The following is a 17490-nucleotide window of genomic DNA, read 5'->3' on the forward strand; positions in this document are numbered from 1 at the left end:
AATTTATGTGTTGGTTTCAAGAGTTTCGTATTCTTCAAGCAGCAATTGCCAAATTTCTTTTCGTTCATAACGCTTTGTTATAATACTCCGAGCATTTATTTTCATGGTTTCAAAAAGTTTTTGATCTGTTAAAACCCTGTGCATACTTTTTGATAGTGAAGTCGTTTCTTTTGCTGAAACTAACAATCCATTTTCTCCATTGGTAATAATTTCATTACAACCATTAATATCGGTTACAATTGCCGGTAATCCCATAGCTCCTGCTTGTAATACAACATTGGGGAATCCTTCCCGATAGCTAGGAAATACCAACGCATCACTCGTTGCGAAAAATAAACGTACATCCTGCTGAAAGCCCACTGCTTTTATTTTTGGATGCTCCTCAATACACTGTTTTGTTTTGGGCAATACGGGATCTAAGGCATCTTCAAAAGGGCCCACTAAGAGTAGTGTACAATCTGATTTTAATAACTGAAGCGATACAAAGGCTTCTACCAACTCATTAATTCCTTTATCTTTTACCAAGCGTCCAACAAAAACAAAAACAAAATCGCTTTCAGGAATGTCCAACTCGTTTTTCTTTTGAAGGATTTGCATTTCAGTAAACTGACCATTCGAAAAATAGGTGGTATCTATTCCATTACTACTGCCCTGGCCTATTATTTTCAATTTTGAGAGTTTCGTGAAATTTTCAGATACTATAAAATCTTTTAAGCCCTTTGAGTTGGGATATACTTTTGTAGCACAGCTGTAGGTTAATTTTTCAACAAAATTAAGGATTGTTCTCTTTAAGCCAGTAGCCTCCATAAGCGGTAGTCCTGCTACGGTATGTAATCGATGTGGCACTCGTGCAAAATAGGCTGCCAACATTCCCACAATTCCTGCTTTAGGGGTATGTGAATGCACGATTTCCGGTTTTTCTTCTTTCAGAAATTTATACAAAGTGTACACGGCCGAAATATCTTTTAGCGGGGTAATTTTACGGGTGAGCTCAATATATTTTGTTCGCACGCCTTCTGCCATCCCCAAAGCCTGCAATCGTTCTTTTTCTGCAGAGACGGCAATCACATCGTAGTAATTTTGCATATACGCTAATTGCCCTTCGAGGAGTTTCTCGAGAGATAATGGAATGGTTGTAATACGTACTAATTTTGGTTTGGGCATAGTTCGTTGTATAACGCAATGTGAGCCTGCACCATGGATTTTAGTTTAAATTTCTGAACTCGTTTGGCTCCGGTAATCACAGTTTCGGTGTAAAGCATTTTATTATTTATGAGCAAATTTATTTTTTCTGCTAGATCTATTTCATCCTTATGATTAAAAAGAATTCCAGCCCCATGTACCAGATTTTTTAAACCTGTTACACTAGAGGCTACTAAAGGTGTGCCAGACGCCATGGCTTCCAAACTTGAAAGCGAAAGTCCTTCGTGATTTGAAGAAAGTACAGCAACATCGGCCATTTTAAGTAACCTTGGCACATCGTTACGCATTCCTAAAAATTTAACAGACTGCTCTAAATCCAGTTCTGAAACCAAGGTTTCTATTTTTTTCCGTTCACCCCCCTCGCCCACAAACAAAACTGTTGTTGGATATTCTAAATACGGAATAGCTCGTACTAGGGTTGCGGGATCCTTTTGAGGCGTAAAACGTGCCACGTGTATAATAATCGTGTGGTTTTCTGGTATGCTGAAATCACTACGTTGTGTTTTTTCAGCATCTTGAAATGAACTCACGTTTACCCCATTATTTATAGTCCTGAACGTATTATGGGTCTTCCCTAAATGTTTCTTTAAAAATAACTTTACCTCTGTAGAAATGGTGATTAGTACCTCATACCGAGCGTATATAAATTTATCCGTCCAAGTGTAAAGTACTACATTTCTCCTTTTGTTCGTAGTACTGTGTTCCGTAAACACGAGTTTTATTTTTGAGAAGCTTAGAATTTTGGCAATGGCAACAAAATATAGCGCTGGAAATAGATGAACGTGTGCAATGTCATAATTTTTTAGATACCGCATAAGTTTAAATATAAGTAACGGATTGTAAACGGTGCCATCGCTTATTATATGAATTTTAAAATTTTTATGGTGTCGTAATTCTTTAAGGAAAATATGTTCGCCCCCTTTTAACAGAAGTAAGTCTGTAGGGACTCCTTTCTTATTTAATTCAGGCACGGCATCATACAACAGCTTCTCTGCTCCGCCAGTGGCCATACTGTTTATGATGTGTACTACTTTCATATTAAAGCCAAGCTAGTCTTTATTTACAGACGGTGGATTCGGAATTAGGCTTACTTTTTTTTCTGTTTTATAGGAAAATGCCCATAAACAGATAAAGAGCAACGCCGGAATAAACATGTTTTTTTGGCGGAGCATGATTCCGAGATTTCCGAGGATAAGTGAGAAACTTATCGCACCCAGGATTAGAAAAACAGACAGTGCTTTGAAAAAAGTTTTACTTTTAAAAAATATTTTGAATGGATTGAGCCATAATAATTTTACGGAAAGTCCTAATAGGATAAAATTTTCAACCGATGCCAGCATACCTAAAATTCCATTAGCATCAATAAATAAAGGCCGGTAGAGAAATGTAAAAACTTTTAGTGGAAGTGGGTAGCTTGACATATCGACACTAGAACCTGTAGAATCTCTACTCAACTTGGTCACTTTATCATCTGAATAGCTAGAAATAGTGTCAAGGTCGAAACTTTCAATCCTAAGATACTGCATCAAGCTTTCATATACTAAAGCAAATCCTGCTATCATTACCATAATAAAAAAAGCTTTTTGATATCCCTTTAAATCACCATCCAGTAAATACGCAAACCCGAAAGCCGCTACAAGGAATGCAGCTATATGCGGGCGAACCAAATAGGCTAATAATAAAGAGAAAACAATCTTTCCCCAATGAATTTTTGATCGGCTCATTCCATAGAACATAAACATAATACAGAAAAATAATAAGGTGTCCTTACCTACATTACACGTCCAAAAATGCATATTTGGCAAAAACAATAATATAGGAAAAAGCGGTATTTTAAATATATTGGTGTTATACTTAATACGCTCTTTAAATATTACGTACAGATAAACAAAGCCAAGATATCCTACAAGCGCATACATTAATGAGCCTGTTAAAAATGAAAGCTGCATAATGGCACTAGGAATATAATTTAAGGCATACATAAAATAGGTCCCGAAACCTAATTGTATGTAATCCCATAACCCAGTGTCTACTTGCTCTTTTACAGTAAACCAATAATTTTTTGCATCACCACTATTTACATTTACATAGAAGTAATAGATGACTGCAAAAATTAAATGATATATCCACAATAAGTTTAGCGTCTTCCTATCGAAAGAAGATAAGGTTTCTTTAAAAAGATTTTTACACCGGAAACCTAATAACAAAACTACTATGATGACACCTACGTCTAACATCCAACTTTTATTTATTCTATATAGATTTTATACAAATCAAGATGCGCAGAAACCGCATTCGTTATATCATATTTTTTCAGTAGCCTGTTTTGATCTTCTAATATTGATTTTTGCAATCTTGGCTCTTTCTCAATTTCTATAATTCTATTTGCCAATGCAAGCGCATCCTGAATAGGAAAGCGATTTTCTTGTATGGAGATGACTTCGTTCAATCCTGAAACATTTGTACCCAATGTAATTAAATTAGACCCCATGTATTCAAGTGCGACAATACCGAACCCTTCCCAATATGAAGACAATATACCGTATTTTGCTCTTTTAAGAAGCGGAATTACATTTTTTTGAATGCCTAAAAAATGAACACGCCTTTTTAATCCTAGCTTCTCTACCAACAATTCCACATTTTTTCGCTTGGGACCATCACCAATTAAATATAGTTCGAACGCTTCGGGTAGTTCAATAAGCGCCTTTATAATCGTTTCTTGGTCTTTTTGAGCTGTAAAGCTACCAACCATAACCAATGGAATCCCAGTAGTATCAATGAGATCTAATTTAGAAGGTTGCGGAGTTTCTGTACTTTTAACATTATTTATGTCAAGAAAATTGGAAATTATTTTTTTTGGAACCGAAGTTCCTATCCAATTTTCTAATGATTCTTTTACTCCTTTACTGATACATATTACAATAGTAAACCTTGAATACACACACTTCTCTAACAACCAAAATATCGATTTTCTTCTATTGTTATGAGTATTGTGTTCTGTATACACATAGACTTTTGAAGGATTAAAAATAGAAAGAAACGCCACATAATAAAACGCAGGAAAAAGATGCGTGTGAATAATTTGATTTTCTTTGATAAGTTTATGTAAGACTTTCATCTTTTTAAAACTGTATAAAGATGCTGTAGGAAAAGAGACAAATTCTATATTTTCACCTAGTTTTTCCTGAAAAATATCATTATTAGAAGATAAACTGAACAAAGTAACTTTATTTTCTAAAGCCTGAGCAGTTGCAAGTTCTGCTACCAACTTTTCTGCTCCTCCTGCCGCAAGTGAATTTATAACGTGAAGCACTTTCATTTCAATACGTACTTTTAGTATTAGAATGATCGAAATTCAACACATTCTTAAATTTTAAAACGTGGGCTTCCATAGTATAAGGAGCAACTACTTGCTTCGTTTTCGAAGCTCTTTGCAAAGCTTCCCCTTGATTGTTGTGTATTTCAACAAAAGTGTTATATAATTGTGTTTGGTCATATTGAGAAACCTGATAGGCGCAATCTTCACTTAAAATTTGATTGAAGGCGTTGTTGTCCCAGGCGACTATAATTTTCTCTGCTGCCATTTGCTCTATTAATGCATTAGAAAGTCCTGCGCCTCCCAATTTTTCAGAAACATACGTAAGCGCTACACATATATGAATTTCTCGCATAAAATCTGGAAGTTTCTCATTACTCATACCCCCGTGATAGGTAATAGTTCCATTTTTATGCAATGTTATAACTTCACTTTCATAATTATATGCTTGTCCAACAACGTGAAATACAAACTTTGAAGCGAATTCAGTATTTTTGATATTTTTCGCAAGATCAAAATAAGCTTCAATGCCTTTCACTTTACTCAATCTACCAATATAGGCTACATGCAAAATATCTGATGGCTGCATACTTGGCATTTGCCATTTTTCTATATTCACTGCATTTTTAATCGTGTGTATGGAAAGATTATACTGGGTATAATAATTTTTGGTGTCGTCGCCATTTACAATAATTATATCGGCAGTCTTTTTTAAATTATTTTTTTCAAAATACTTAACAGTACTCATTCCGAAGGAAGGAATCCTATAAGCTTTTTCTTGCGTAAAAATACTTCGTAACCATACAACCCGGGTTGTATTTTGGAACCTTCCAATACGTCTAAGCATCAAAGTTTCTAACATGCCACCTACTGCTATAGCATATGTAGGCGTTTTAAATGAATTGGTTTTAAGCGTGCGACGCAATAACTTATACATTGCGATAAACTTAGGATATTTAGTGGGAGCAGACTCTAGAATTATTGGAATTACCCGACTTTCTGGGTTTGAATCAAGCCCGATTAATAACTCAGAGTTATCTGGCTGATCGGAAGTACGAAAACCAAAGAGATGAACTTTAGAAATTCGATTGTCTTTTAAAAGTTCTGGTAAAAAATTATGCAACCAGGTTTCCCTTCCTCCTTCTTGCTTACCAAAGTTAGATAGCATGACAATGTCTATAACTATTTTTTCTTTCATTTAAATACTAATCAATTTTCGCTCCTCTAATAAGAAATCTTTCCGAGCCTTTCTCTGCGATAATTTTAGCGGGAATACCAGCAATAGTAACGCCGTTGTTCTTGAAAGATTTACTTATTACACTATTAGCTCCAATAACGCAATTAGGGCCAATGGTAATACCTCCAAATAATTTTGCACCTGGACCTATGTAACAATTATTCCCAATCACCGTAGGTCTAAGCTCACCTTCTTTAAATGTATTGGCAAATCCAGAATACCCACCTATAGTCACTCCAGTATGTACACGACAATTTTTGCCAATTTTACATCTTGGATGAACTAATAACAATCCATAATGTACAGGAGCAAATCCTTGGTCAAAAACATTAAATGGTATACTAAACCCCAATTTTATACTCAGTCTTTTATACCATAACAAGCAAAAAAACCTAATTATCATTGGATTATTGTTGTTCAATAAATATTCATTAAAACGCAATAGAAAGGTAAACCTAACTAATACATCAAAAAAGAAAGTTTTAAAACCTAATTTTTTATTCTGGCTCTTTAAGTCAGCCCTCAAGTATTCCTTATAATCTTTATAACTTTGAATCATTTTTAGTCTGCTTTTCTAGCAAAAGGATGTGTAGCCAACTTTTTATTTGCAAAGGGATGGTATTCGCCAGTTAATCCAATAGGGGTTGTATTCCGAATTGTATAAACGGTTTCGATAGCTTGTCTTGAATCTTCAATTCCGTAGCCATTTCCGTTTAAAATTTCTCTGTAACTATCTGTATGCAAATCGGTAAAGCCACCACTAAACTCCAGTTCTTCTCCTTCTACGGTGATAGATCTATAGGTACGTTGTCCTTTACTTACAATCTCTTTTGGCAGAACATCCTCGTTAATTGATAAAAACCAGCGTACGCGTCCACGTTCTAATTCTAAACATCCTGAAGCTCTATCGTGTGTATGTACGTGAACAATATTTTCCTTTACTTTTCCAAAAATCCAACCTAACATGTCGAAAAAGTGAACACCAATGTTGGTAGCTATACCGCCAGACTTTTCCTGAGAACCTTTCCAAGATGTATAATACCAATTTCCGCGGGAAGTTAGGTATGTCAAGTCTATATCGTAAATTTTATCTTTAGGACCTTCGTCAATTCTTTTTTTAAGAGCAATGATACTTGGATGTACCCTTAGTTGAAGTATGTTCCAAATACGTTTGCCAGTTTCTTGTTCCATTTTTGCCAGTGCATCCAGATTCCAAGGATTCATTACCAGAGGCTTTTCGCAAATAGCATCTGCTCCTTCGCGCAGTGCAAAACGTATGTGGGAATCATGCAAATAATTTGGCGTACAAATACTTACATAATCCAGGTTTACTATTTCCTCAAATTGTAATTTTGAAATATGTCTATCAAACCTTTCAAACTCTACAAAAAAGTCGGCGTTTGGGAAATAGCTATCGATGATCCCCACACTATCGTTAGGGTCAAAAGCTGCTAAGAGATTATTACCTGTATCTTTTACAGCTTTCATGTGCCTTGGGGCAATGTAGCCTGCGGCTCCTATTAAAGCAAAGTTCTTCATTTATTTTTTATTCAATTCTAGAAACAACATTGTTTTCCAGTGTATATTTTTGATGAGATTCTTGGCACTCCGCCATATTATTTTGGTCAAAGGTAAGTCTATGTCCGTATTCACTTACCCAACCTATTTGTTTGGATGGATTACCAACCACTAACGCATATGCTGGGATTTCTTTAGTTACTACGGCACCCGCACCAACAAAGGCATAGGCTCCAATATCATTTCCACAAACAATGGTTGCATTAGCGCCAATAGAGGCCCCTTTCCTAACTACTGTTTTAGTGTATCTTTCTCTTCTTATTACAGCACTACGTGGATTCATTACATTAGTAAAAACCATAGAAGGACCAAGGAAAACATCGTCTTCGCAAATCACACCTGTATAAATAGAGACATTGTTTTGGACTTTCACGTTGTTTCCCAAAACTACTTTTGGAGAAATAACAACGTTTTGCCCAATATTACAATGTTGTCCTAACGTACAGGATGGCATAAGATGTGAAAAATGCCAGATTTTTGTATCATCACCAATAGTACATCCTTCATCTATTACTGCCGTTGGATGTGCAAAATACTTCAATTTTAATCTTTTAAAAGTTGGGTGCAAAGGTACTACTTTTGAAAGGTATTAGCACTCTTTTTGAAAGATTGCAAGTAGCGTTTTACGCAGTTCTGTTGACATTTTAACTTCGTTTTCACAGTCTGAAAGAAAAATATTTTTTACACTACTCTTTCTCGTCGATGGTACTATGGAAAATAATATCTCTTTCAACTTTAGATAGTGCAATACACCAAAGACTTTTTTAAATCGTAATCTCTTGTTTTTGTTGAGTGCAGGTAGAGCTTGAGTTTCAAAAGGACAGATTTCTAAAAACGTTGAAACTTGAGTGCTTGTCTTTTCGGTATTCTCAACAAGGTCTTCTAACGAAATAACCAAGATAGTGTCTCCAAAATGTTGCCTATAATTTGAAATAGTGGCTTTATAAAAGCTCATATTCAAATAACTATACCATGGAAGTTCGTTTTTATGGTAGGCTTCAATTTCTGATTGCAGTGCTGCTTCAAAACTTCGTTTTTCTCTAAACAATCCTACGTTCATATGGTAATGCGATACTGCTCGCTCCAATGGGTCTCTGGTAACAATAATGATTTTTGCCTCAGGATTATAGTGCTGAAGTTCGGAAGCTACATGCGGTGCGTGCAAATAGGAGACACTTCCTTCCGCCAAATATTTTTGATTCGTGGCATTTTTAAAAAGCTTTTGGTATTCTTCTATTGCTGTAACGTGCGCACGATGTATTGGTTTTGGAAATTCCTTTTTAAAATAGTGTTTCAAATGATTGGTTGGCAAGGCTTCAAAAATTTCCTTAGGAAGCGATTCGGTAAAGAAATGAGGCTCTTTGATAGGCGAAGTATAAATTGCTGGATGCTTGCCAATAAATTCCATAAAAGACGTAGTGCCGGCTCTCATAGCACCCAAAACAAACAGATTTACTTTTCTACTTTCGCTAGTCATTCAATCGTTTTAAAATTCTGTATACATTAATGTTAGGGAAGCTTTTGGTTATTCTATATTGTACCGAATAAAACCCTGTGAGTATACCCTCAATTTTCGTTTGCAAAAGTTCCGTTTCGTTCTTTGTGTATTGATTTCTATATTTAATATAGGATAACACTACAAATTTATTCAAATAGGTTTGAAACCATTTTTGTTCTTTTTCTGAAAGTTTTAGCTGTACTTCTCTACAGGTATTTAAATACGTTTCAAAATCGTTTGCCGTAAAAACTTTATGGGATTGGGACGCAGCACTCGTTTTTCTATAAAAAGACAATGGCTTGTTTACAAATACAATATCAGTACCAACCGCCAATCGCAACCAAAACTCATGATCTTCGTGGTTTTGCATTCCTTCAGCAAAGTAGCCCTGTTTTTCAACATGTTGTTTCAGTACTACAGCATTGCTCATATTTATAGCTGGGAGGTATTGAGAAATTACTTTGTAATGGTTGATTTTTGCCGTTTCACCCACATCTGGTAGAAATATATTTTTATATTCCTTTCTTTCATCCTCAAGAACATGTATTCTGCCCGTGGCAAAAAGTTTCTCCGTAGGAAACTTAGCAATAGCGGCTGCGGCTTCTTCAAGAAATGTAGGCGCCCACCAATCGTCTGCATCCAAGAAAGCAATGGTTGTTGATGTTGCCATTTGTATTCCAACATTCCTTGTTGCGGCAACTCCAGCGTGTTCTTTGTTAACATATTTTAATCGAGGATCTGTAAAATTTTTAACGATTTCTCCTGAACCATCTGTACTACCATCATCAATCACTAGTAGTTCAAAATCTGAATAGCTTTGTTGTAAAACTGAAATGATAGCAGTACGAATAAACTGCTCTTTATTAAATAGTGGTATAACAACAGTAAACATCATAGGGCAGCTGAATACCTAATCATAGATCTATAAAATTTTAAAAGGCTAAGCACCAATAAAACTACTACTAAAAGAGACACTGCAACACGTGCCAAAATATGTTCATTATAAACACTGTTCATTATTAAAACACCTAGTAAAATGGATATTACAATAAACCAAATACTCTTAAAGTTATATGCGTGTGTTACTTTAAGATAAATAAATAATGGGATGGCCAAAAGCATGCTCAACGCATGGCCTACAAGAAAAGCAATAGCAAATCCTATAGCACCTTCCTCTTTTAAAAAAAGAAAAAATACAAATGTTGTAGCAGCAAAAATCCCTGTACTCAAAACACTGAGCCACATTTTATTTTTCTTTATCAAATCCCTAGAAAGCCCTTGCTTTACAGATAAAAAAAGCGTCATTAAAACCGACATCTCTAGGATTAAAACAACCTCTCTTTTTGGATAATCTTGCCCCAATATATAACTTGCAATCTCTGGAAAAAGGATGAAAGGTAGGGATATTCCTAGGCAAATAATCCAAGCCCCGTGATAATTGAAAAATTCTTTTTTGGGGGTTATTTCCATATTTTTATCTAAAAACATAGGGAGCAAGGCGTCGGACAGAGAGGTGTTTACGGTACGAATAGCCAGTGAAAAAACTAAAACAGCACTATAAATACCTAATTCTGTGTACCCGTTAGTGGTATTTACCAAAAGCGTATTTAATATCCAGATGGTCGGTGCAACAATGAGCATTCCCAAGGATGCAGGAATGGCAAACTTGTATATGGTTTTTAAACTTTCTTTAAACTTTTTTAGAGAAATGCTCATGTCAATTTTTTGTACGCTGGATTTCAACATAAAAAATGAAATAACACAAACAATCCCCATCGCTATCAAATTTCCTCCCACAGCACCTACAACACCATAGAAATACCCTCCTAAGGACAATAAACCAAATAACAAAAATCCCTGAAGTATATTTATAACCGAGATTTTTCTGTATCTCTGTAATCCCAGCAAAGCTCCATTTACCACGCCATTTACAGAGATAAATAACAACACTCCACCTGCTAAGATAAGTGGCATAGTTAAAGATGGGTTTTCTAAAATTGAGGTTGCTATGGTGTTAGAAAAAAATAGGAGTACCAGAAAAACAACCAAGCTCAATACAAAAACAGCGACCAATGAGGCGCCTAAAATATTGGAAGCTTTTTGCTTGTTCTCATCTTTTAATTCTGAAATATACTTTGTGGCCGTAAGACCAACGCCCATGCTCGCAAAAATCAAGAAGTTATCTATGGTGCTTTTTACCATTCCATATTCTCCATAGGCACTAACTGTTAATATGCGTGCCAAGACTAAATATGCTAGTGCTGTGAGACCTTTTGCCATGACGGAACCAAAGGTTAACCAAAAGGTTCCTTGCACTACTTTTTTTACAAACTGGGATTTGTAAACCAATTGTATTTTATTTTTTTGCTTCATACTATTATAAAGTCTTCCAATCATTAAGTTCACGACCAATTATATATTCTAATAGCTCAATATCTTTATTGAAATAAGTGCCTATGGTATCATATACTGTTCTTTTTGTTTCTTCTGATATAGAACTACCTTGTTTCCTATTCCATTTATTTAACTTTCCTGCTACTCCTATACTTTTAGTAAAACCCATTTTTAATTTTGCTTTTGAGGATTGATTCAGCACATTTTGGAGCAATATCGACTTACGTTGTTTTTGTTTATTAAATATTTGAAAATTGGGTTGGATGACAGGTAGTTGTAGAAAATCCAAGACAGCACCGAATATTTCCGAAGGTCGCGAAATGATATCCTCTAATAAAATAATCTTTAACTGCCTCTTGGGAATTAACTTATGCGCTCGTGCTACTTGCCAACCTAGACTGCACACTTTTCCATACTGAAGCATGTTGCTAGTAACATCCATTTTTTGAGATTTAAAGCTGGTTTCTCGTTTTTGCTGAGCAATCCAAGCTTCTATTGGGTTTGTCAGTACTTCGGCTCCTGAAAACAAAAACTCTTGGTGTAGTGACAGGAACATTTCCGCTGGTTTTCGCAACAATATAATAAATGTAGCGTTCGGATTCAGTTTTAAAATTTCAGCAATAGCTACTTCAGAATACAGATACCAAACCGAAGCTTCCATCCTAAAATCATGGGCTCCAGAAGCAGTAGAGAATAGGTTTATATACGTATCCAAGTCAGAATAATACCTATGTTTACTGTCAAAATTAAAAAAATGTGGCTCCTTAACCGGACACGGAAATATAGAAGGATGCTGCCCCAGGTACTGGTACATAGATGTAGTACCACATTTAGGTGCGCCAACAATAAATAAATTGGGGATGTTTGCTTTCTTTTGCAACACATTTAATTTGGGCGCAAGATACCCAAAAACTTACATAATCATCCCTGCAGCTACGGTTTCGTGGGATGCGTCGTCTATAAGGACAAAACTACCTGTAATACGGTTGTCACGGTACTCGTCCAACATAAGTGGCCTGGTGGTTCTAACTTTTACACGTGCAATGTCATTCATATCAAGATTTTTGTCTTCCTCATTTCGAGCGTAGGTGTTTATGTCAATTTTGTAAACCACCTCTTTAATCATTGCTTTTTGCTCGTTACTGGTATGCATAATGGTGTATTTAGCGCGAGGTCGGGCAGCACCGTTATTTAACCAACAAAGCATGGCATCAAATTCTTGTACTGGTTTTGGCTGGTTATTCTTTTTCACAATCATATCGCCCCGGCTTACATCGATATCGTCTTCCAATGTAATGGAAACAGACATAGGTGCGTACGCTTGTTCCTGCTCGCCTTCAATAGTATCTATTGTTTTGATGGTTGATGTAAATCCAGATGGTAATACCGACACTTCATCACCGGGTCTAAAGATGCCACTGGCAACACGTCCTGCATAGCCTCTATAGTCTATAAAGTCTTCAGATTGCGGGCGTAAAACGGTTTGTACTGGAAAACGGGCATCAATTTTATTGAGGTCACTGCTTATATGCAGTGTTTCCAAAGTATACAATAAGGGTGCTCCTTTATACCAGTCCATATGTTCGCTTCGGTTTACCACATTATCGCCCAATAAAGCACTAATGGGTAAAAACTGAATATCTTTTACATATAGTTTTGAAGAAAAACTTTCAAATTGCGTCACAATATCGTCGTACACCTTTTCTGAAAAATCTACCAGATCCATTTTATTCACACAAACGATAATATGAGGAATCTGCAATAACGATGCTATAAATGCATGTCGTTTGGTCTGCTCAATCACTCCGTGACGGGCATCAATTAGAATAAGCGCTGCATTTGCTGTGGAAGCTCCCGTAACCATATTTCGAGTATACTGAATATGCCCAGGCGTATCTGCAATAATAAATTTTCGTTTTGGGGTAGTAAAATATCTATAGGCTACATCAATCGTAATACCTTGTTCACGTTCGTCCTTAAGGCCGTCTGTAAACAATGCTAGATCTATTCCTTCGTGACCTTTACGCTTACTGGTAGTTTCTACCGCTGCCAATTGATCTTCAAAAATAGATTTACTATCGTACAATAAACGCCCAATAAGGGTGCTTTTGCCGTCGTCTACACTTCCTGCCGTTGTAAATCTTAGTAATTGGTTGGTGTCTAGTTTCATTGTTTAAAGTGCCTAAAGTTATAAGTGCGCTAAAGTTTTTATTTTCTCTGTATAAATTCCCCCTTCGGGGGTTAGGGGGCTAAAAATACCCCTGCCTCTTTCTATCCTCCATCGCCGTTTCACTTCGTTTATCATCGCTTCGGTTGCCGCGTTCGGTTTGTTTCATTGCTGAAACTTCTGCTACAATTTTTTCGAGGGTGTCGGCGTCAGATTCAATTCCGCCGGTAATGGTAATATCTCCCAAGGTTCTGAAACGTATCTTTTTATTTTCCACTTTTTCGCCTTCTTCCAATTTCAGAAATTCTGACACAGGAATCCAAGAGTCTTGTCGCCACACCACATCTCTGTCATGAGCGTAATACAGTGATGGAATACGAATGTTTTCTCTTAGTATATAGTTCCAAACGTCCATTTCGGTCCAATTACTAATTGGAAACGCCCGAAAATGCTCGCCTTCAAAATGCTTACCGTTTAGGATATTCCACAACTCTGGCCGCTGATTTTTAGGATCCCATTGTCCAAAATCGTCACGATGTGAAAAGAAACGTTCTTTAGCACGTGCTTTTTCTTCATCCCTTCGTCCGCCCCCTATGGCACAGTCCACACGATTTGTTTCAATAGCATCTAAGAGGGTTGTGATTTGCAATGCATTTCTAGTTGCATTTTTACCACGTTCTTCGGCCACACGTCCCTGGTTTATACTTTCCTGAACAGAACCTACGATTAGTTTTACACCCAAAGAATTTACCAAGTCGTCTCGAAATTGGATGGTTTCAGGAAAATTATGCCCCGTATCCACGTGCATTAATGGAAACGGAATTTTTGACGGATAAAAAGCTTTTCGTGCCAAATGTGTTACTAAAATAGAATCCTTTCCGCCAGAAAATAAGATCACAGGATTTTCAAACTGTGCCCATACTTCACGAAGGATGTAAATAGCTTCCGATTCTAACTCGTCTAAATAATTTAAATAATACTTACCCATTGTATTGTTAATTTGCTAATTCGGGATTCGTTCACTTGTTGATCTCAATTGATACCCTTGATAGTATGTTTATTTCTCGTCATTCCTTTTTCTTAGATATCTTATATAGCCATTAATTAATTGAATGCTCTTTTCGGTCTATAAACGAATCTCTTTTAAAGTTTCCAAATCTATATAATTACAATCTTTAGCTTCAATGCTGTGATCCAAAATTTCGGCAACGGAACCTCTTGAAAATCTTAAGAAGTTTATGTTCTCATTATAATGGTATCTCCCCCAACCTTCAGCTATATTAGCAGTTGCAGAACGAGCTGCACGTAAAATTTGAGAATAAAGTTCAAATTTTTCAGTTTTTGGCAACTTGGTCAAAATATTTTCTTTCAAATAAATTTTCAAATTATAACAGGCCTGCCAACAATGCAATTCTTCAAAATTACCAGCCATACTGTATATATTAAATTGTTAATTCGATTCTCGATTCCCGATTCCCGATTCCCGACCAAGTCTTTTCGCAATACAATTCATGATTATAACAACAGCTTCTTCAACAGTGGTTTCAATAGTATTTATTTGAACGTCTGGGGCAACGGGTGCCTCGTATGGCGCATTTACACCTGTAAAATTAGTGATTTCTCCTGCTCTAGCCTTAGCATACAATCCTTTTACATCGCGGCGTTCGCATTCTTCTACAGGCGTCTGTACAAATACCTGTACAAAATTGGTATGTCCAACGCAGTTTTTAATATTCGCTCTGTCTTTTGCATAGGGCGAAACAAACGCTGCTAATACTACTAGGCCTGCATCTATCATAAGATTTGAAACTTCAGCGATACGGCGAATGTTTTCGGTACGATCCTCTGGCGAAAAAGAGAGATTATTGTTTAATCCCTTTCTCACGTTATCTCCGTCTAAAGTATAGGTATGAATGTTCTTTTTAAAGAGTGCTTCTTCTACCGCATTGGCTATAGTAGATTTTCCAGAACCTGAAAGCCCCGTAAACCATATCAAAAATGCTCCATGACCCTTTTGTTGGGTTCTTTGCTCCTTAGAAATACTGAAATGATGTGGAACTATATTTTTCATGCGGCGTTATTTCTTCTTTTTTCTAGTCCAAAATCTATGGTATACCACGCTCGTTCATGCAAATAGTACAAGACCATTTTGGTAACAACTTCTGCAAAACCAATCTTAAGACCTGTTAGCGGATTACCAGTTATAATCCACGAAATTAATATGGTGTCCAACGTTCCAACCCCTCTCCAAGTGAATGTTTTTGCAAGGTGACGTTTTCTACTCGCTAAAATACGACCATTTTTGGAGAGATTAATCTTATACCAAACTCGCTCGTGAAAAAAGTACAAAGCCATTTTTGTAACAGTTTCTACCAGACCAATTTTTAAACCTACAAATGCATCTCCTGTAATTAACCACGACAGCAAAATAGTATCCAGGGTTCCTATGAGGCGCCAAGTGATTGTTTTTGCTATATGCCTTTTATAGGAAGTGTCGCTCATATTATTCTACCAAGAAATACGGATTCAACAGGTCTTTCTTATTGTACTTTAAAGCTTTTCCAGATTTTGTTTTTAGCACTTGCACCCCTACTGCCTGGCAAATTGCGTGTCCTGCAGCGGTGTCCCATTCCATGGTTGGGGCAAACCTTGGATACAGATGCGCCTTTCCTTCGGCTACCAAACAAAACTTTAAAGAACTTCCCTTGCTTACAATCTCCACCTCTCCTTGAAGTGTTGCTATAAAATTCTTTGTGTCATCGTTTAAATGAGACCTGCTTCCCACAACTTTTATGGGAGGGTTTTTGTTTTCTAAAGGTTTTATTTCCTGGGCTGTTTCAAGTAGTTCACGAATCTGAATCGTTTCATCTTCAACAATATGCTTATGGCTTTTAGACCCTACCGAATTGGTAAAATAAAGTTCTTTAGAAACAGGAACATATATAACTCCTAAAAGGGGCTTTCCGTTTTTAATAAGTGCAATATTTACGGTAAACTCACCATTTCTTTTAATAAATTCTTTAGTACCATCTAACGGATCTACAATCCAACATTGGTCCCAATTTCTTCTCGTTGAATAGTCTGTTTGCTTATTTTCTTCACTAATTATGGGAATGTTGGTTTTCAGCAAATATGAATTAATCACATCGTTTGCATTTTTATCTGCTAAGGTTAATGGCGAATCGTCTCCTTTATGCTCCACATTAAAATCTGTGGCATACACTTTCATAATTTCGTTACCAGCTTGTATTGCTGCTTTTATAGCGGTAATAAGTAGTTCTTTCAAAGCTTAAATTTTGTTGGGCGTAAAACTACTATTAAAAATAGAAAAAAGGGAGCCATCTGTTCCAAAAATGAACTCTTAGCTGTTTCTTAAAACCATTCCCATTTCAGTTAAAAAAAATCCAAACTCACTACAAAGGTTGGCTGTCAATAAAAGGCAGGGTATCTTTGTGTATAAAAATTATAAATAACTATATATGAATTACTTAAATTTAGATACAGATAAAATAAAAGCTACTGCAAAAGAATTGGATACCCTTCTGGCAGATTACCATTTGTACTATCAAAAACTTCGGAATTTTCACTGGAACATCGTAGGCAGAAGTTTTTTCGATCTTCATATAAAATTTGAAGAAATGTACGATGATGCAAAGTTGAAGGTAGACGAAATAGCCGAACGTATTTTAACACTACGGTTTCAGCCAGTAAGTAACTATTCAGATTATTTGAAAATTTCAAACTTAAAGGAATCACCTTCAGAAATGAAAGATATAGATATGGTAAAAACCTTATTAAAAGATCACGGAGCCATTTTAGAACAATTGAGACTTGTTATTAAAAAGGCCAATGAGGCAGGTGATGAAGGAACCATAGATATGATAGGTGCCTATATAGGTACTATTGAAAAAACAAGCTGGATGCTGGACGCCTGGGCAATGCAAACCAGCGAGACACATCCTGAAGTGAAATAAAATTCTGGTGTTTCATTACAAAAAAGAAAAAAGACTTTATACCTAGAGGTCTGTCTGGGCGCAGTCAAATACATATGCTATAAGAAAACTCACCCCCTTCGACTGCGCTCAGTATAACAAAGG

General features: G+C 36.2%; 19 protein-coding genes. 1 reads left to right on the forward strand and 18 read right to left on the reverse strand.

What is annotated here, in order from left to right:
* Nucleotides 1-3: 3 nt before the first annotated feature.
* The 18 genes from ACQ2HF_RS13860 to cysQ form a co-directional block, all read right to left on the reverse strand.
* A complete protein-coding gene (locus ACQ2HF_RS13860; protein ID WP_432411012.1) occupies nucleotides 4-1164 on the reverse strand; it encodes a glycosyltransferase family 4 protein in 1161 nt (386 codons plus the stop codon).
* Nucleotides 1146-2240, reverse strand: coding sequence for a glycosyltransferase (locus ACQ2HF_RS13865; RefSeq protein ID WP_432411013.1), 1095 nt, complete (start codon nucleotides 2238-2240; stop codon nucleotides 1146-1148). The genes ACQ2HF_RS13860 and ACQ2HF_RS13865 overlap by 19 nt, the downstream gene beginning before the upstream one ends.
* Nucleotides 2241-2252: 12 nt before the next feature.
* Nucleotides 2253-3440 (reverse strand): hypothetical protein, encoded by a 1188-nt coding sequence (locus tag ACQ2HF_RS13870; protein ID WP_432411014.1) that lies wholly within the window; start codon nucleotides 3438-3440, stop codon nucleotides 2253-2255.
* Nucleotides 3441-3451: 11 nt separating this feature from the next.
* The gene (locus tag ACQ2HF_RS13875) at nucleotides 3452-4522 is read right to left on the reverse strand and encodes a glycosyltransferase (RefSeq protein ID WP_432411015.1); all 1071 of its coding nucleotides are present in this window, start codon (nucleotides 4520-4522) and stop codon (nucleotides 3452-3454) included.
* A 1-nt stretch (nucleotide 4523) separates the two neighbouring features.
* A complete protein-coding gene (locus ACQ2HF_RS13880) occupies nucleotides 4524-5717 on the reverse strand; it encodes a glycosyltransferase (RefSeq protein WP_432411016.1) in 1194 nt (397 codons plus the stop codon).
* A gap of 7 nt (nucleotides 5718-5724) precedes the next feature.
* Nucleotides 5725-6315 (reverse strand): serine O-acetyltransferase, encoded by a 591-nt coding sequence (locus tag ACQ2HF_RS13885; protein ID WP_432411017.1) that lies wholly within the window; start codon nucleotides 6313-6315, stop codon nucleotides 5725-5727.
* A gap of 2 nt (nucleotides 6316-6317) precedes the next feature.
* A complete protein-coding gene (locus ACQ2HF_RS13890) occupies nucleotides 6318-7295 on the reverse strand; it encodes a Gfo/Idh/MocA family protein (protein WP_432411018.1) in 978 nt (325 codons plus the stop codon).
* Between the two features lie 7 nt (nucleotides 7296-7302).
* The gene (locus tag ACQ2HF_RS13895; RefSeq protein WP_432411019.1) at nucleotides 7303-7875 is read right to left on the reverse strand and encodes an acyltransferase; all 573 of its coding nucleotides are present in this window, start codon (nucleotides 7873-7875) and stop codon (nucleotides 7303-7305) included.
* Between the two features lie 48 nt (nucleotides 7876-7923).
* Nucleotides 7924-8811, reverse strand: a complete 888-nt coding sequence (locus ACQ2HF_RS13900) for a sulfotransferase family protein (RefSeq protein ID WP_432411020.1) — start codon at nucleotides 8809-8811, stop codon at nucleotides 7924-7926.
* Nucleotides 8804-9727, reverse strand: coding sequence for a glycosyltransferase family 2 protein (locus ACQ2HF_RS13905; RefSeq protein WP_432411021.1), 924 nt, complete (start codon nucleotides 9725-9727; stop codon nucleotides 8804-8806). The genes ACQ2HF_RS13900 and ACQ2HF_RS13905 overlap by 8 nt, the downstream gene beginning before the upstream one ends.
* Nucleotides 9724-11205 carry an oligosaccharide flippase family protein gene (locus ACQ2HF_RS13910; protein WP_432411022.1) on the reverse strand — a complete coding sequence of 494 codons (1482 nt, stop codon included), beginning with the start codon at nucleotides 11203-11205 and terminating at the stop codon, nucleotides 9724-9726. Before ACQ2HF_RS13910 ends, ACQ2HF_RS13905 begins: the two co-directional genes overlap by 4 nt.
* A gap of 4 nt (nucleotides 11206-11209) precedes the next feature.
* Nucleotides 11210-12109 (reverse strand): sulfotransferase family protein, encoded by a 900-nt coding sequence (locus tag ACQ2HF_RS13915; protein ID WP_432411023.1) that lies wholly within the window; start codon nucleotides 12107-12109, stop codon nucleotides 11210-11212.
* A 30-nt stretch (nucleotides 12110-12139) separates the two neighbouring features.
* Nucleotides 12140-13396, reverse strand: coding sequence for a sulfate adenylyltransferase subunit 1 (locus ACQ2HF_RS13920; protein ID WP_432411024.1), 1257 nt, complete (start codon nucleotides 13394-13396; stop codon nucleotides 12140-12142).
* 79 nt (nucleotides 13397-13475) lie between these two features.
* Nucleotides 13476-14381 carry a sulfate adenylyltransferase subunit CysD gene (gene cysD, locus ACQ2HF_RS13925; RefSeq protein WP_432411025.1) on the reverse strand — a complete coding sequence of 302 codons (906 nt, stop codon included), beginning with the start codon at nucleotides 14379-14381 and terminating at the stop codon, nucleotides 13476-13478.
* Nucleotides 14382-14519: 138 nt separating this feature from the next.
* The gene (locus tag ACQ2HF_RS13930) at nucleotides 14520-14825 is read right to left on the reverse strand and encodes a four helix bundle protein (protein WP_432411026.1); all 306 of its coding nucleotides are present in this window, start codon (nucleotides 14823-14825) and stop codon (nucleotides 14520-14522) included.
* Between the two features lie 18 nt (nucleotides 14826-14843).
* Entirely contained in the window at nucleotides 14844-15464 is a 621-nt protein-coding gene (cysC, locus tag ACQ2HF_RS13935) for an adenylyl-sulfate kinase (RefSeq protein WP_432411027.1), read from the reverse strand.
* Nucleotides 15461-15895: a DUF2061 domain-containing protein gene (locus ACQ2HF_RS13940; protein ID WP_432411028.1), complete on the reverse strand. Its 435-nt coding sequence runs from the start codon at nucleotides 15893-15895 to the stop codon at nucleotides 15461-15463. The genes cysC and ACQ2HF_RS13940 overlap by 4 nt, the downstream gene beginning before the upstream one ends.
* Before the next feature lies 1 nt (nucleotide 15896).
* On the reverse strand, nucleotides 15897-16679 hold the full coding sequence (gene cysQ / locus ACQ2HF_RS13945) for a 3'(2'),5'-bisphosphate nucleotidase CysQ (protein WP_432411029.1): 783 nt from the start codon (nucleotides 16677-16679) through the stop codon (nucleotides 15897-15899).
* Nucleotides 16680-16872: 193 nt separating this feature from the next.
* Between cysQ and ACQ2HF_RS13950 the strand changes: the two genes are divergently transcribed.
* Complete coding sequence (locus ACQ2HF_RS13950) at nucleotides 16873-17367, forward strand: Dps family protein (protein WP_432411030.1); 495 nt, start codon at nucleotides 16873-16875, stop codon at nucleotides 17365-17367.
* Nucleotides 17368-17490: the final 123 nt, after the last annotated feature.

Origin of the sequence: Rasiella sp. SM2506 (assembly GCF_050859505.1) — a bacterium.
Classification (GTDB): domain Bacteria; phylum Bacteroidota; class Bacteroidia; order Flavobacteriales; family Flavobacteriaceae; genus Marinirhabdus.

Bases quoted from the DNA above. Each gene is read 5' to 3' on its own strand.
- ACQ2HF_RS13860 (WP_432411012.1), bottom strand. From the start codon at position 1,164: ATGCCCAAACCAAAATTAGTACGTATTACAACCATTCCATTATCTCTC.
- ACQ2HF_RS13865 (WP_432411013.1), bottom strand. From the start codon at position 2,240: ATGAAAGTAGTACACATCATAAACAGTATGGCCACTGGCGGAGCAGAG.
- ACQ2HF_RS13870 (WP_432411014.1), bottom strand. From the start codon at position 3,440: ATGTTAGACGTAGGTGTCATCATAGTAGTTTTGTTATTAGGTTTCCGG.
- ACQ2HF_RS13875 (WP_432411015.1), bottom strand. From the start codon at position 4,522: ATGAAAGTGCTTCACGTTATAAATTCACTTGCGGCAGGAGGAGCAGAA.
- ACQ2HF_RS13880 (WP_432411016.1), bottom strand. From the start codon at position 5,717: ATGAAAGAAAAAATAGTTATAGACATTGTCATGCTATCTAACTTTGGT.
- ACQ2HF_RS13885 (WP_432411017.1), bottom strand. From the start codon at position 6,315: ATGATTCAAAGTTATAAAGATTATAAGGAATACTTGAGGGCTGACTTA.
- ACQ2HF_RS13890 (WP_432411018.1), bottom strand. From the start codon at position 7,295: ATGAAGAACTTTGCTTTAATAGGAGCCGCAGGCTACATTGCCCCAAGG.
- ACQ2HF_RS13900 (WP_432411020.1), bottom strand. From the start codon at position 8,811: ATGACTAGCGAAAGTAGAAAAGTAAATCTGTTTGTTTTGGGTGCTATG.
- ACQ2HF_RS13905 (WP_432411021.1), bottom strand. From the start codon at position 9,727: ATGATGTTTACTGTTGTTATACCACTATTTAATAAAGAGCAGTTTATT.
- ACQ2HF_RS13910 (WP_432411022.1), bottom strand. From the start codon at position 11,205: ATGAAGCAAAAAAATAAAATACAATTGGTTTACAAATCCCAGTTTGTA.
- ACQ2HF_RS13920 (WP_432411024.1), bottom strand. From the start codon at position 13,396: ATGAAACTAGACACCAACCAATTACTAAGATTTACAACGGCAGGAAGT.
- cysD (WP_432411025.1), bottom strand. From the start codon at position 14,381: ATGGGTAAGTATTATTTAAATTATTTAGACGAGTTAGAATCGGAAGCT.
- ACQ2HF_RS13930 (WP_432411026.1), bottom strand. From the start codon at position 14,825: ATGGCTGGTAATTTTGAAGAATTGCATTGTTGGCAGGCCTGTTATAAT.
- cysC (WP_432411027.1), bottom strand. From the start codon at position 15,464: ATGAAAAATATAGTTCCACATCATTTCAGTATTTCTAAGGAGCAAAGA.
- ACQ2HF_RS13940 (WP_432411028.1), bottom strand. From the start codon at position 15,895: ATGAGCGACACTTCCTATAAAAGGCATATAGCAAAAACAATCACTTGG.
- ACQ2HF_RS13950 (WP_432411030.1), top strand. From the start codon at position 16,873: ATGAATTACTTAAATTTAGATACAGATAAAATAAAAGCTACTGCAAAA.